The sequence below is a fragment of the Phenylobacterium sp. SCN 70-31 genome, assembly GCF_001724605.1.
Taxonomy (GTDB): Bacteria; Pseudomonadota; Alphaproteobacteria; order Caulobacterales; family Caulobacteraceae; genus Phenylobacterium.
Genome location: NZ_MEEX01000001.1, coordinates 36840 through 49920, shown reverse-complemented (window position 1 = coordinate 49920; position 13081 = coordinate 36840). Strand labels below are relative to the sequence as shown.

12 protein-coding genes are annotated in these 13081 nt (G+C 71.5%); 7 read left to right on the top strand and 5 right to left on the bottom strand.

The window, feature by feature from the left end; all coding sequences use genetic code 11:
- Positions 1 to 66 precede the first annotated feature (66 nt).
- From ABS78_RS00260 to ABS78_RS00235, 6 genes are all read left to right on the top strand, one after another.
- Positions 67 to 2286 (top strand): TonB-dependent receptor, encoded by a 2220-nt coding sequence (locus ABS78_RS00260; RefSeq protein WP_293373689.1) that lies wholly within the window; start codon positions 67 to 69, stop codon positions 2284 to 2286.
- Positions 2283 to 3284, top strand: coding sequence for a hypothetical protein (locus ABS78_RS00255; protein WP_293373687.1), 1002 nt, complete (start codon positions 2283 to 2285; stop codon positions 3282 to 3284). The genes ABS78_RS00260 and ABS78_RS00255 overlap by 4 nt, the downstream gene beginning before the upstream one ends.
- A gap of 14 nt (positions 3285 to 3298) precedes the next feature.
- A complete protein-coding gene (locus ABS78_RS00250) occupies positions 3299 to 4594 on the top strand; it encodes a hypothetical protein (RefSeq protein ID WP_293373685.1) in 1296 nt (431 codons plus the stop codon).
- Between the two features lie 68 nt (positions 4595 to 4662).
- A complete protein-coding gene (locus tag ABS78_RS00245) occupies positions 4663 to 5475 on the top strand; it encodes an LOG family protein (protein WP_293373683.1) in 813 nt (270 codons plus the stop codon).
- A 75-nt stretch (positions 5476 to 5550) separates the two neighbouring features.
- Positions 5551 to 6150: a nitroreductase family protein gene (locus tag ABS78_RS00240; RefSeq protein ID WP_293373681.1), complete on the top strand. Its 600-nt coding sequence runs from the start codon at positions 5551 to 5553 to the stop codon at positions 6148 to 6150.
- Between the two features lie 69 nt (positions 6151 to 6219).
- The gene (locus ABS78_RS00235) at positions 6220 to 6759 is read left to right on the top strand and encodes a Pycsar system effector family protein (protein ID WP_293373679.1); all 540 of its coding nucleotides are present in this window, start codon (positions 6220 to 6222) and stop codon (positions 6757 to 6759) included.
- Here the strand turns inward: ABS78_RS00235 and ABS78_RS00230 are convergent.
- Entirely contained in the window at positions 6743 to 7165 is a 423-nt protein-coding gene (locus ABS78_RS00230) for a cupin domain-containing protein (protein ID WP_293373677.1), read from the bottom strand. The two genes, ABS78_RS00235 and ABS78_RS00230, sit on opposite strands and share 17 nt — an antisense overlap.
- Before the next feature lie 77 nt (positions 7166 to 7242).
- On the opposite strand from ABS78_RS00230, the gene ABS78_RS00225 reads away from it, so the two are divergent.
- Entirely contained in the window at positions 7243 to 8718 is a 1476-nt protein-coding gene (locus tag ABS78_RS00225) for an adenosine deaminase (RefSeq protein WP_293373675.1), read from the top strand.
- Here ABS78_RS00225 and ABS78_RS00220 read toward each other — a convergent pair.
- From ABS78_RS00220 to ABS78_RS00205, 4 genes are read right to left on the bottom strand one after another with little or no spacing between them, the layout of a single operon-like run.
- Positions 8715 to 10043, bottom strand: a complete 1329-nt coding sequence (locus ABS78_RS00220) for an NCS2 family permease (protein WP_363082371.1) — start codon at positions 10041 to 10043, stop codon at positions 8715 to 8717. The two genes, ABS78_RS00225 and ABS78_RS00220, sit on opposite strands and share 4 nt — an antisense overlap.
- Positions 10040 to 11065, bottom strand: coding sequence for a purine nucleoside permease (locus ABS78_RS00215; protein ID WP_293373673.1), 1026 nt, complete (start codon positions 11063 to 11065; stop codon positions 10040 to 10042). Before ABS78_RS00215 ends, ABS78_RS00220 begins: the two co-directional genes overlap by 4 nt.
- Positions 11066 to 11123: 58 nt before the next feature.
- Positions 11124 to 12425: a guanine deaminase gene (gene guaD / locus ABS78_RS00210; RefSeq protein WP_293373671.1), complete on the bottom strand. Its 1302-nt coding sequence runs from the start codon at positions 12423 to 12425 to the stop codon at positions 11124 to 11126.
- The gene (locus tag ABS78_RS00205) at positions 12422 to 12910 is read right to left on the bottom strand and encodes an ureidoglycolate lyase (RefSeq protein WP_293373669.1); all 489 of its coding nucleotides are present in this window, start codon (positions 12908 to 12910) and stop codon (positions 12422 to 12424) included. Before ABS78_RS00205 ends, guaD begins: the two co-directional genes overlap by 4 nt.
- Between the last annotated feature and the right edge of the window lie 171 nt (positions 12911 to 13081).

Sequence of the window (13081 nt, the reverse complement as noted above, 5' to 3'; positions counted from 1 at the left end):
AGGGCGCGGCCGGCCGTGACGGCGTGGCGGCTTCGATCCCCTGGGCGACCTGAAACGAGGGGATCAATGAACGCGCGTAGAACCATCCGAGACGTTTCACTTGCCGTGCTGTGCGCGGCGATCGCCGCGCCCGCGTGGGCGCAGGGCCAAGGCCAGGGGACCGTCGAAGTCGACGAGATCCTTGTCACCGCGCGTAAGCGCGAGGAGAGCCTGCGGGAGATTCCGGCGGCGGGCACCGCGATCGGGGCCGAGCAGATCCAGGCGATGGGCGGCATCGCCAACACCCAGGCCCTGCTGAGCAACGTGCCGGCGGTGAACTTCGCCAACACGTCCAACCCGGTGACGTCCGAGGTCTCGATCCGCGGCTCGGGCACCAGCCGCGCGACTTCGGCGGATGCGGCGGTGGGGCTCTACCGGAACGGTGTCTACATCGGCGGCGGCTATGTCGGCGGCCGCACCTTCTCCAAGCCCGACTTCTTCGACGTCGGCCGCATCGAGGCCCTGCGCGGCGTCCAGGGCGCGCTCAACGGCCGCAACGCGGTGGGCGGCGCCATCAACGTGGTTTCGGCGCGCCCCACGCAGAACCAGGAAGGCTACGCCCTGCTGGAGGCGGCGAACAACTCGCGCTTCGAGGGCCAGCTGGTGGTCAACCAGCCGATCAACGAGAACTGGGCCGTGCGGTTCGGCGCCAACCTGATGAAGCAGAGCAAGGGCTTCTACTACAACCCGGTCCGCGACGAGTACTTCGACCGCCAGGAGACCGAGATCTATCGCGGCCAGGTCCGCTACGAGAACGGCCCCTTCAGCGCCAACCTGCTGCTCGAACACGGCCGCGACCAGCTGCCGGGCCTGATGTATCAGCTGCTCATCCCGGCGGGCACGAACGCGACCTATCCGCGGGGCGTCTTCCAGGACAAGTACAATGTCGAGTGGAACCACCCGTCCTCGGCCAAGCAGCAGGTCAATTATGCCGAGCTGGTGCTGGAGTACGACCTGGGCTGGGCGGCGCTGACCTCGACCACCGCCCTGCGTGAGCGCCGCTCGCAGAACGCCTACGACCGCGACGCGACCTCGCCCGAGTTCATCGCCCGCATACGGTCCCAGGGTCTGATCGCCCCGGGCGGCGTGCCGGGCTCCACCGATCTCGGCGGGTCGCAGAACGACTACGCCCGCATCCTCTTCCAGGACATCCATCTGGTCGGCGAGCCGATCGGTGGCCTGAGCTGGCTCGCCGGCTTCGAGTACTACGACCTCAACGACAAGTACCAGAACACCCTGGCGGGGCCGCCCACCGCGGCGAACGGGTTCTCGTTCGGCACCGTCGGCGTCAGCCGTCTGGATTTCGTCTCCTGGGCCGCCTACGGCTCGGTGGGCTACGACTTCACCGACGCCTTCAACGTGACCGCCGAGGGCCGCTACACCCGCGACGACAAGGAACTCCTCTCCAACCGGTTCGATTTCGGCACCGGTCGGGTCTCGGGCGCGGGCTTCGCCATCGACACCCAGCGCGAGACGGACGACTTCAGCTACAACGTCACCGCGTCGTACAAGCTCTCGGGCTGGCTGGCCTACGGTAAGATCGGCACCGCCTACCGCGCCGGCGGCTTCAACCTCGCCCTGGGCGATCCGCGCCAGCCGATCACCCCGCCGCCGACCTTCGGCGACGAGAAGGCGATGTCCTATGAGATCGGCTTGAAGGGCGACATCGCGCCCCGCGTCTTCCTCAGCCTGGCCGCCTACAAGACCGATGTGGACGATCTGCTGGTGCAGGGAGACAACGGCTGCCGCGTCGGCTTCGCAGCCTGTCCGGTCCAGGCGACGTCGTTCGCCTTCAACGCTGGCAAGGCCGAACTCTGGGGCTTCGAGGCCGAGGTGACGGCGGTCCGAGAACTTCTGGGCGGTCTGGCACGGCTCCAGATCGGGGGCTCCCGTCAGGGCGGTGAGATCAAGTCGGGTCCCGACGCCGGCAAGAAAGGCCCGCAGCGCCCCGACTGGACCGCGACGTTCAACCTCAACTATCGCCGCGACCTGGTGAACGACTGGACCGGCTTCTTCAACATCAAGGGCAACGGTCGCTGGGGCGGCGTCCAGGAGATCGCGCAGACGCCGCTTCTCAAGGACTACCAGATCTTCGACGTCCGCGCCGGCGTACAGAAGGATGGCCTGGAACTGTCGGTCTACTCGAACAATGCGGGCAACGAGTCCTACATCGTGTTCGACGCTCCGACGACCCGGCGTTGGAACCTCCCGCGCACCTATGGCGCCCAGGTCCGGTACGCCTGGTGATACGCGCCCTGGTCATCGCGGCGGCGCTCATCGTCGCCGCGTTCCGGCCCGCCGCGGCCGGTGAGGTCGAGGTGCGCTACGGCGAATGGACCGACCCGGCCCGCGAGGGTCGGGTCGTGCCCTACAAGCTGTACGTGCCGAAGGGCGCCGGGCCGTTTCCCCTGGTCCTGCATTCCCATGGTCTGGGGGGCAGCCGCGAGGCCTCGACCTATCTCCTGAACGCGGTGGCCGAGGCCGGCTATGTGGTCGCGACGGTTCAGCACGCCGGCTCCGACACGGGCATCCTGGGCGGCGGACGCCCGGTCACCGAGGCGGGTGTGGCGGCGGCGGGCCGGACCGGGATGACGGCCGCGGCCGCCCGGGGCCGATATGGCGACGTGCCGTTCGCCCTCGACCGGCTGGCCGCCGATCCGGCGCTGGCGGGCAGGATCGATTTCGGCCACGTGGGGATGTCGGGCCATTCGTATGGCGCGCTCTCGACCCTGACGGCGGTGGGCCAGCGGCTGCCGGCGCTCCCCGACGACACGCGCTATGCGGAACCGCGGATCAAGGCCGCTATCGCCTACAGCCCCAACAAGCCGCGCGCCGACGACGCCCGCCAGGCGTTCCGGCGGGTGAAGACGCCGATGATGCATTTCACGGGCACGGAGGACGCCACGCCCTTCGACCTGGAGAAATCGCCCTTCGAACGGTCGACGCCCTTCCAGGCGATCGCGGGCGCCGACCAGTACCTCGTCATCCTCGACGGCGGCGATCACGCGCTGTTCGGGGCCCGCCGTCTCGAGGGCGGTCGTCTGAAGCCCGGCGATCCGGCGCGGCTGGAGGTCGTGAAGGCGGAAACGATCCGCTTCTGGGACGCCTATCTCAAGAACGACGCCGGGGCGTCGGCCGAGCTGTGCCGCCTGCCGCAGCGGGTCGATCCCGCCGGGGACGGCTATGTGAAGGCGGCCCGGTGCGGGCCGCCGACCCCTATCGCGCCCGTCGAAGGCCTGCGCTAGCGTCCGGTATGCCGATGAAGCCCTCACTCTCCGCCACCCGCCGCGCCGTCCTCGGGACCGCCGCCTTGGCCGCCGCGGCGCCCGCCGCCGCCCAGCCTGCTCCTCAGGACCCTGGCGGCGAGGCCGAGGCGAAGCGCATCCTCGAGCGCTACGACGCCTTTGGAGAAAAGGCCTCGGGCGGCCCCGGCGACGACGCCTGCGGCGCCTGGATCGAGGCCGAGCTCAAGGCGCTGGGCTATGCGACCGGCCGGCAGACCTTCCAGGCGCCCGCCTACGAGGGGGAGGCCTCGCTCGGCGTCGGCGACGCCCGGGCGACGCTGATCCCCCAGGCCATCGTCGTCCCGACGCCCGAGGGCGGTGTCGAGGGGCCGCTCTACCTCGCCGGCGCCGGAAAGGGCGGCCCCGGCATCGCGCTGCTGGTCCTGCCCTATGCGCGCTGGTCCACGGCGTTGGGCTTCGTGGAGACCCGGGTCAAGGCGGCCATCGCCGCCGGCGCCACGGCGGTGGTGGTGATCACCACCGGGCCGACCGGCGAGGCGCTGGCCCTGAACGCGCCGGCCGACCGTCCGCTGTTCGACCGGCCCGTGGCCGTCATGGCGCCGCGCGACGCCGAGCCGTTCCTCAAGGCCGCGGCCGAGGGCGCGCGCGGCCTCCTGCGGATGTCCGGCCGTTCGTTCCGCCGACCGGCCTTCAACGTCACCGCGCGCCTCGATCGCGGCGCGCCGTCATGGCTGGTGCTGTCCACGCCGAGGTCGGGCTGGTTCGGCTGTACGGGCGAGCGCGGGTCGGGCCTGGCGGTCTGGCGCCTGCTGGTGGCCTGGGCGGCGCGGTCCAGCCTGCCGGCCAACCTGGCCCTCGTGGCCACCAGCGGCCACGAGTACGAGTATCAGGGCGGCGAACTCTATATCCACGATCTCGCGCCCAAGCCCGCCGAGACGGCGCTCTGGGTCCATATCGGGGCCAATGTCGCGGCGCGCGACTGGCACGAGCGCGGAACGACGCTGAGTCCGCTGCCGGGCGCCGATTCCCAGCGCTACCTGCTCGTCAGCCCGCCCCATGTGGAGGCCGCCCGCGCCGCTTTCGCGGGGCTGCCGGGCCTGGAGGCGGTCTATACGGCAGACCCGAAGGTGGCGGCGGGCGAACTGGCCAGCATCCTTCAGGCCGGCTACCCCCGCGCCATGGGGATCTTCGGATCGCACCGCTATCACCACGCCCGCAACGACGACCTGCGCTGCGTGTCCCCGGCCCTGGTCCCGCCGGTGGCCCAGGCGTTCCAGGCGACGATCGAGGCGGCGTTCAAGGGCGTCTGAGGCGCGCCGGGCGGGATATCCCGACGGCTGCGCTGACGCCGGCGCTGCAATCGGCCTAAGCTTGCGCGATGAGCGCGCCGCCCGTGATCCCGCCCGAACCCGTCACGCCCCAGACCGCCTCGCCGACCTACCGGCTGGCCTCGCTGGACCCCGACTTCATCCTCAGCCCGTCGATGCGCGGGGTCCGCTTCCTGCTGGAGTTCGCCAAGGCGGACGAGGCGCTGAAGGCCTGGGGCGTGCGCTCCACCATCGTCGTCTTCGGCAGCGCGCGGATCCACGAGGCGGGGCCTGAGCCCCACCCGCGCTGGTACGCCGCCGCGCGGGCCTTCGGCGCCCTGGCGTCTCGCGAAGGCGGGGCCCTGCTGGACGGCGGTTCGGAGCGCCACAACGTCATCTGCACGGGGGGCGGGCCGGGGATCATGGAGGCGGCCAACCGGGGCGCGCACGACGTGGGCGCGCCGTCCATCGGACTGAACATCACGCTGCCGCACGAGCAGGCGCCCAACATCTACTCCACGCCCGAGCTGACGTTCCGGTTCCACTACTTCGCCATGCGCAAGATGCACCTGGCCATGCGGGCCAACGCCCTGGTGGTGTTCCCGGGCGGCTTCGGGACCCTGGACGAGCTGTTCGAACTGCTGACGCTTCGCCAGACCGGCAAGGCGCCGCCCATCCCCATCGTGCTGTTCGACGAGGCCTACTGGCGCGGGGTGATCAACTTCGAGGCCTTCGCCGCGGCCGGCATGATCAGCCCGCACGACCTCGAGCTGTTCCGCTTCGCCGAGGACGCCGAGGGAATCTGGCGCTGCCTCCTCGACGGGGGGCTCAATCCCTATGAGCCGCCGGATTGGACTCGCGGCCCCGACCTACCGGGATGGTGAGCCGTCGCATCCGACACTTGTGGAACGGGATGTCCTGGTGAAAATCGGCGCCGTTCCTCACATCAGAAAGATCCGATGACCGACACGATCAATGGCCGGGCCGTCCTGCACGGAGCGGACCCGCTGTTTCCGGCGCGCTGGTCGCCGCGCGCCTTCACGGGCGAAGCCATGCCGCAGGAGCTGCTCCTCTCGCTGTTCGAGGCGGCGTCCTGGGCGCCCTCGGCGTTCAACGGCCAGCCCTGGCGCTTCGTCTATGGGCATGCGGGCACGCCGGCCTGGACGCCGCTGTTCGACCTGCTGGTCCCCTACAATCAGGCCTGGGCCAAGCACGCCTCGGTGCTGATCTACCTTGTCTCGGACCGTTTCCGCCGCACGCCGGGCCGCGATCCGTCGCCGGTGCGCAGCCATTCGTTCGACGCCGGCGCCGCCTGGGCCTGCCTGGCGCTCCAGGCCAGCCGCATCGGCTGGGCGGCCCACGGCATGGCCGGGTTCGATGTTTCCCGATCCCATGACGTGCTCGGCGTGCCCGAGGCCGATTACCAGGTCGAGGCGGCCATCGCGGTGGGGCGGCCGACCGATGCATCGATACTGGACGAGCCGTATCGGTCGCGCGAGATTCCGAGTCTTCGGCATCCGGTCGAGGCCTTCGCGTTCGAAGGCCGGCTGGGTGGCTGACAGGTTCAAGGCGCCGGGGGCGGCGCGCGGGGGAGGCCTGCGGGGACGCGGGCGGGGGAAGCGGGGACCATGAGCACGGACAAGGCGCCCGATCCGCGGGGTGGTTTCCCGCCGGATTCCATCCACCTGATGCGGACCGCCATGCAGACGCAGTACCAGCTCAGCCAGATGGCCGATCAGAAGGCCAACATGCTGCTGGCGGCGTCGTTCGTCATCTTCACGGTGACGATCAGCATGGCCAACACAGGGGCCCGGCCGCTTCCGCTGCTGGTCCTGGGGGCCGCGGCCTTCGCGGCGGCCTGCCTGGCGGTTCTGGCGGTGTTGCCCTCGGTCAAGGCGCCGCCGCGGCCCGACGGCCCGGCCAACCTGCTGTTCTTCGGCTCGTTCACCCAGCTTTCCGAGTCCGAGTTCGTCGAGCGCCTGCTCAAGGCGGCCGGCGACCAGCGCACCACCTTCGAGACCTTCGCCCACGACATCTACCAGAACGGCCGGGTGCTGGCGTTCAAGAAGTACCGCTACCTGGGCTGGGCCTACCGCATCCTCCTGGCCGGCCTGGTCGGTTCGCTGGTCGTCTTCGTGATCCCCTACGTCGTCAGTCCGTTCCGGTAGGCGTCCAGCCGGGCGGGGCCATCTCGAAGCCTTCGAAGCGGAAGCCGGGCGAGACCGCGCAGGCGACCAGGCTCCAGCCCCGGTCGGCCTCGGCGGACTGCCATTCGTGGGCGCGGACCAGATGCTGCGGACGTTCGCCCGCGCCGGTCCCCAGCCGCGTCTCCGTGATCGCCGCGCCCTGCGCCGTCAGCAGCCGGAGCGGCGCGCCGGCCTGGTGGATCCACATCTCCTCGGCGTCCACCCGGTGCCAGTGCGACCGCTGGCCCGCTTCCAGCAGGAACAGGATGCCCGTCGCCGCCGCCCGCCCGTCGGCCAGCGTCGCCGCCGCGCGCCAGGTCTCGCGATACCAGCCGCCCTCGGGATGGGGTTGCAGGTCCAGGCGGGCGATCAGGTCTGCGGCGTCCATGTCGCATTGGAGGCCAATCCCGCAGGCCGCGCCACCGCAAGCTTGACCCTGCCCGCCGGCTCGGGCGGTCTGCGGCCATGAGACGATTCCTCGCGACCTTCGCCGTGGCTGTCGGGCTGGGGCTGGCCACGCCGGCGGCCGCCGCTCCGCCCGATCTTTCCAAGCTGGGCGCCGCCGAACTGGCCGTGTTCCTCAAGGCCTTTCCGAAGGGCGGCGAACTGCACAACCACCTGGGCGGCGGCACGCCGGGCGAACTCCTGCTGGACTGGGCCGTGGAGGATGGCCTCTGCATCGACGTGGCCGAACTGGCCATCCGCCTGGCCTGCGGAGGCGAAAACCTGCGGCCCGCCGCCCAGGTCAAGGCCGACGAGGCGCTGCGCTCGGCGCTGCTCGACAGTCTCTCGACCCGCCAGCCGGGCTTCCGCGGTCGGTCGGGCCACGACCAGTTCTTCACCGCCTTCGCGCGCCGCGCGGTGCTGCCCAAGCGCCAGGGGGACGCCCTGGCCGAGACCCTGGAAGGCCTGGCGCGCCAGAACACCTTCTACGCCGAGCTGATGGTGACGCCGCAGTTCATCGCCTCGCGCGCCCTGGGCGCCCGCGTGGGCTGGCGGGGCGACGTGGCCGCGACCCGCGCCGCGCTGAGCGAGGCCGGGCTGGAGACGCTGGTCCCGGCCGCCATCGCCGACACCGACGCCATGCTGCGTCGCGCGCGGGAGGTGATGCGGTGCGACACGCCGCAGCCGAAGCGGGGCTGCGAGGTGACCGTACGCTTCCTGTTCCAGGCCATGCGCCAGGGGCCGCCCGAACAGACGATGGCCCAGATTCAGCTCGGCGTGGCGACCATCGCGGCCGACCCGCGCTGGGTGGGCCTGCAACTGGTGGCGCCCGAGGACAGCCCCGACGCCGTGGCCCACTACGACACCCACATGCGGATCGTGGCCGAACTGACCGACCAGGGCCGCAAGGTTCCCGCCGCCCTTCACGCCGGCGAGCTGACGCTGAAGCTGGTGGCGCCCGAGCCCTTCGCCCGCCACGTCGGCGAGGCCGTCCGCACCGCCGGCGCCCGGCGCATCGGCCACGGCGTGGCCCTGCCGCACGAGACCGGCGCCGTCGCCACAGCCCGCGACATGGCCGCCCGCGGCGTGCTGATCGAGGTGAACATGGTCTCGAACGCCACGATCCTCGAGATCGCGCCCGAGGATCATCCCTACGCCTGGTTTCGCAAGATGGGCGTGCCGGTGGCGCTTTCGACCGACGACTCCGGCATCACGCGTCATGAATTGTCCGGGGACTACGCCCTGGCTGTCCGCAACGGCGCGACCTACGCCGACCTCAAGACCGCCGCGCGCAACGCCATCGCCTTCGGCTTCCTGCCGGGCGAGGGACTCTGGAGCGACCCGAACGTCTACCGCAAGCCGGCTCGCGCCTGCGCCCGCCAGATCGGCGCCGAGACGCCCAGGGGCGCCTGCGCCGACTTTCTCGCAGGCAGCGAGAAGGCCCGCGAACAATGGCGTCACGAACGCCTGCTCAAGGCGTTCGAGGCGGCGTTCTAGCCTTCCGCCGCCATGTAGGCGAAGCGCACGATGAACAGGGCGGCCAGGCCGAACAGCAGCCAGTCCGCCTTGTCCACCCGCCGGGTCGCCACCTTCAGGACCGCATAGGCCACCACGCCGAAGGCCAGGCCGTTGGCGATGGAGAAGGTCAGCGGGATGCTGATCAGGGTCAGGAACGCGGGGATGGCCACGACGGGGTCGTCCCAGTCGATCTCGGTCAGCGGCGCCATCATCATCCCGCCCACCAGGATCAGCGCCGGCGCCGTGGCCGCGGCCGGGATCGCCTGGGCCCAGGGCGCCACGAACAGCACCGCCAGGAACAGCAGGCCGGTGACCACCGCCGTCAGGCCCGTGCGGCCGCCCGCCGAGACGCCCGAGGCGCTCTCGATGTAGCTCACCACGGTGGAGGTGCCGGCCAGCGAGCCGGCGATGGTGGCGCCGGCGTCGGCGAACAGGATGCGGTTGAGCCGCGGGATCGTGCCGTCAGGGCGCATCAGCCCGGCCTTCTTCGAGACGGCCACCAGGGTGCCGACGTTGTCGAACAGGTCGACGAACAGGAAGACGAACAGGATCTCGATGAGCGCCAGGGTCAGCCCGCCGCCGCCGATGCCCAGCGCGGCGGGGATGTCGAGGGCGAAGGCGGTCGCCGTCATCTCGTCCAGGCTGTAGGGCTGGGGCTTCCATTCGGCCAGGCCGAGGACCCACCCCAGCGCCGCCGTCGCCACGATCCCGATCAGGATCGCGCCCTTCACCTTCAGCGCCATGAGCGCGCCCAGGATCGCCAGGCCCAGCAGCGCGAGCAGCACCGTGGGCTCGCGGATCTCGCCCAGGCCCACGAGGGTGGCCGGATTGTCCACCACGATACCTGCGCCGCGCAGGCCGATGAAGGCGATGAACAGGCCGATGCCCGCCGCGATGGCCGAGAACAGCGCCCTCGGTATCGCATTGACGATGAGCTGGCGCACGCCCGCCACCGTCAGGATCACGAACAGCACGCCCGAGATGAAGACGAGGCCCAGCGCCGTCTGCCACGGCACGCCCATCCCCTGGACCACGGTGAAGGCGAAATAGGCGTTCAGGCCCATGCCGGGCGCGAGCGCGATGGGGTAGTTGGCCAGGAAGCCCATCAGCAGGCACCCGATGGCCGCCGCCAGACAGGTCGCCGCCGCCACGCCGGCCATCGGCATGCCGGTGGTGGACAGGATGGCCGGGTTCACCAGCACGATGTAGGCCATGGTCAGGAAGGTGGTGGCGCCGGCCAGCACCTCGGTCCGGACGCTGGTCCCGCGGGCGCTGAGCTGGAACGTGCGGTCCAGCAGGCTCATCGCGGCGCGCCCGGCAGGCGCCGCGCATAGGTCGGCCAGCCGTCCACCAGCGCCCGGACGACCGGCGAGCCCACCCGGTACGCGGCCTCCACCCCGGCCTCCAGCCCGCCGGGGGCGAAGGCGAACACGGGATCGGCCCCCGGCCGGGCGTGGGTGAAGTTGCTGGCCGTGCGCAGGACCAGCACGCGGCGCGGATCGACCCGGCCGCTGGGGGCCAGCAGGACGAGCGCGTCCATCACCTGATGGTCCTCGCAGTTGCTCATGGCGAAGACGCCGGCGTCGTCGGTCCACATCCGCACCCAGTCGCGCGCCCAGCGGTTGCGCGCCTCGCCATGCCAGAACCGGGCGGTGCCCAGGGACTCGCCCAGGAACACCTTCGGGGGCAGCGTCCCGGTCACCGCCGCATAGCCCGCGCGCGCGGCCCGCAGGCGGTCGTTGTCGGGCAGCTCGGTCCCCGCCGTCAGGCCGTAGGCCCAGCTCACCAGTCCCATGTCCAGCGGCCAGACCATGCCGGTCGCCCCGTCCGTGGACCCCTTCACCCCGGGCTTGCGGGTGCGGAGCGAATAGATCCCCCAGGGCCAGTCCTTCGGGATCTCCCGGTCGTCCATCTCGTGGGCGGCGTCGGCGTCGACCACATAGCGGGCCCAGGCGGCGCTGCCGATCGATCCGGCCTCGGGATCGACGCCCGCGATCCCGGCCACCAGCCAATAGGCGCGCCGGGTGTCGAACCGCGGGTCCAGGGCCAGCGCCGTGATGCTCTGCCGCACGCGGGCGTTCATCCCGGCCAGCATCAGCACCACCCCGTCGTCCGAGACGCGAAGGGGCTTCTCGATCCCGGGGACGGTCATCTCGGTGCGGAACGGATAGCGCTCGGCCCAGAGCTGGAACTCGCCGGCCACGTCGCCGGTGGGCTGCCCGACCTCGAACATGGTCAGGACCACCACCTTCACCTCGATGGGCTTCGCGGCGGCGGCGAGCGGGGCCGCGACCAGGGCGGCGATAAGAAGGAACAGACGGACCACGCGACTCCCCCGAGTACAGCTTCCTCATAGTCCGTGGCGCGCCGCGCCGCGCAAGCGTTCAGTGGCCGCCGCGGGCGTAGGCCGTCTTCCCCATCAGGCAGGTGCGCTCGATCGCCCGCTGGTCGGCCAGGATCGCCAGCAGGAACAGCAGTTCGCCCGCCGTCCGCGCCGCCGCCGTGCGCCGGGCCAGAAGCGGCGTGGCGGCCAGGTCCAGCACCACGAAGTCGGCCTCCTTGCCGGGCTCGAAGTCGCCAACCCGATGGTCGATGCGCAGCGCCCGCGCGCCCGCCAGGGTGGCGAGGTAGAATCCGTGCAGCGGGTCCAGGGTCTCGCCCTGGAGCTGGCCGGTGCGATAGGCCTCGCCGATGGTGGACAGCATCGAGAAGGTCGCCCCGCCGCCCACGTCGGTGGCCAGCGCCGTGCGCACGCCGCAGCCGCAGGCCCGCTTCAGCGGGAACAGGCCGCTGCCCAGCATCAGGTTCGACGAGGGGCAGAAGGCGACGGCCGATCCGGCCTCGGCCATCCGCCGCAGCGCGCGGTCCCCGCCGTGGACGCAATGGGCGAACACCGAGCGCGGCCCCACCAGCCCGAAGCGGTCGTAGACGTCCAGATAGTCGGCGGCCTCCGGGAACGCGCGGGCCACCTCCGCGACCTCGGCCCGGTTCTCGGACATGTGGGTGTGCAGCAGCACGTCGGGATGGGCCGCCACCAGATCGCCCGCCGCGGCGAGCTGCGCGGCCGAGGAGGTCACGGCGAAGCGGGGCGTCACCGCATAGCCCAGCCGGCCGCGCCCCCGCCATTCCCGGATCAGCCCCTCGGTGTCGGCGCGACCCGTCTCCGGGGTGTCGAGCAGGCCGGCGGGCGCGTTGCGGTCCATCAGCACCTTGCCGGCGATCAGGCGCATGTTGCGGTCCAGCGCGGCGGCGAAGAGCGCGTCGGCCGAGGTGCGATGGACGGTGCAGAACGCCAGCGCGCTGGTGGTGCCGTGGGCCAGGAGCTGGTCGAGGAAGAGCGGCGCCATCGCCCGCGCATGGGCGGGATCGGCGAAGGCCGCCTCGGCGGGGAAGGTGTGGGTTTCCAGCCAGTCCAGGAGCTGGCCGCCCCAGGCGCCGATCACGTCCACCTGCGGGAAGTGGACATGGGCGTCCACGAAGCCGGGACAGATCAGCCGGCCGGGCAGGGCCTCCACCGTGACGTCGGCGCCCAGGCCGGGCGCGATCTCGGCGTGGTCGCCGCACGCCGCCACGTGGCCGTCCTCCACCACCAGCAGACCGTCGGGATGCCAGGCGACGGCCTCCGGCGCCCGGGACGGATCGTCCCGCACATGCAGGACGGCGGCGCGGTAGGCGCGGCGGGTCATGGTCGAACGGCGATCCAGTCGGCGGGCGCCAGCGCCACCTCGTCCAGATTGTCGCCGGGCCCCTCGCGGTCCACCACCAGGAAGTCGCTCTCGGCCTCAAGCGCCAGCAGGAAATGATGCCAGGTCCCGCGGGCATAGTTCACGCCCTGGCTCGCCTGCGCCCGGAACACGCGCACCGCAGCCGGGTCGAAGTCGCCGGGTGGCGCCACCGCGACCAGGAAGGGCCGGCCGCTCAGGGGCGCGAAGGCCTGGCTGCCCAGCGGATGGCGCTCGAACACCTTCAGCACCAGCGGCTCCAGCGGTCGCGCGCGGAAGAGGCTGATGATCGCGTGACCGTCGCCGACGGCCACGTGCGACAGGGCGTCGAACCGCGTCGCCCAGCCGGCGTTGATCGGGATCGCCTCGGCCTGCGGCCCGGCCTCGATCACGTCGCCGAACGGCGCGAAGGCGTCGGCGGTCAGGGGTTCGGGTACAAGGCTACGCATCGGGACCTGTCGTGGCGTCGCGATCGTTGCGGATACGCTGATAGGGCGGTCTCACACCCCCTCCGTCTCGGCCTTGCAGGCCGATCCACCTCCCCCGCTTCGCAGGGGAGGACCTGGAGACGCCAAGATCCTCCCCCGAAGGGAACACTTCGGGGGAGGGGGACCGCGGAA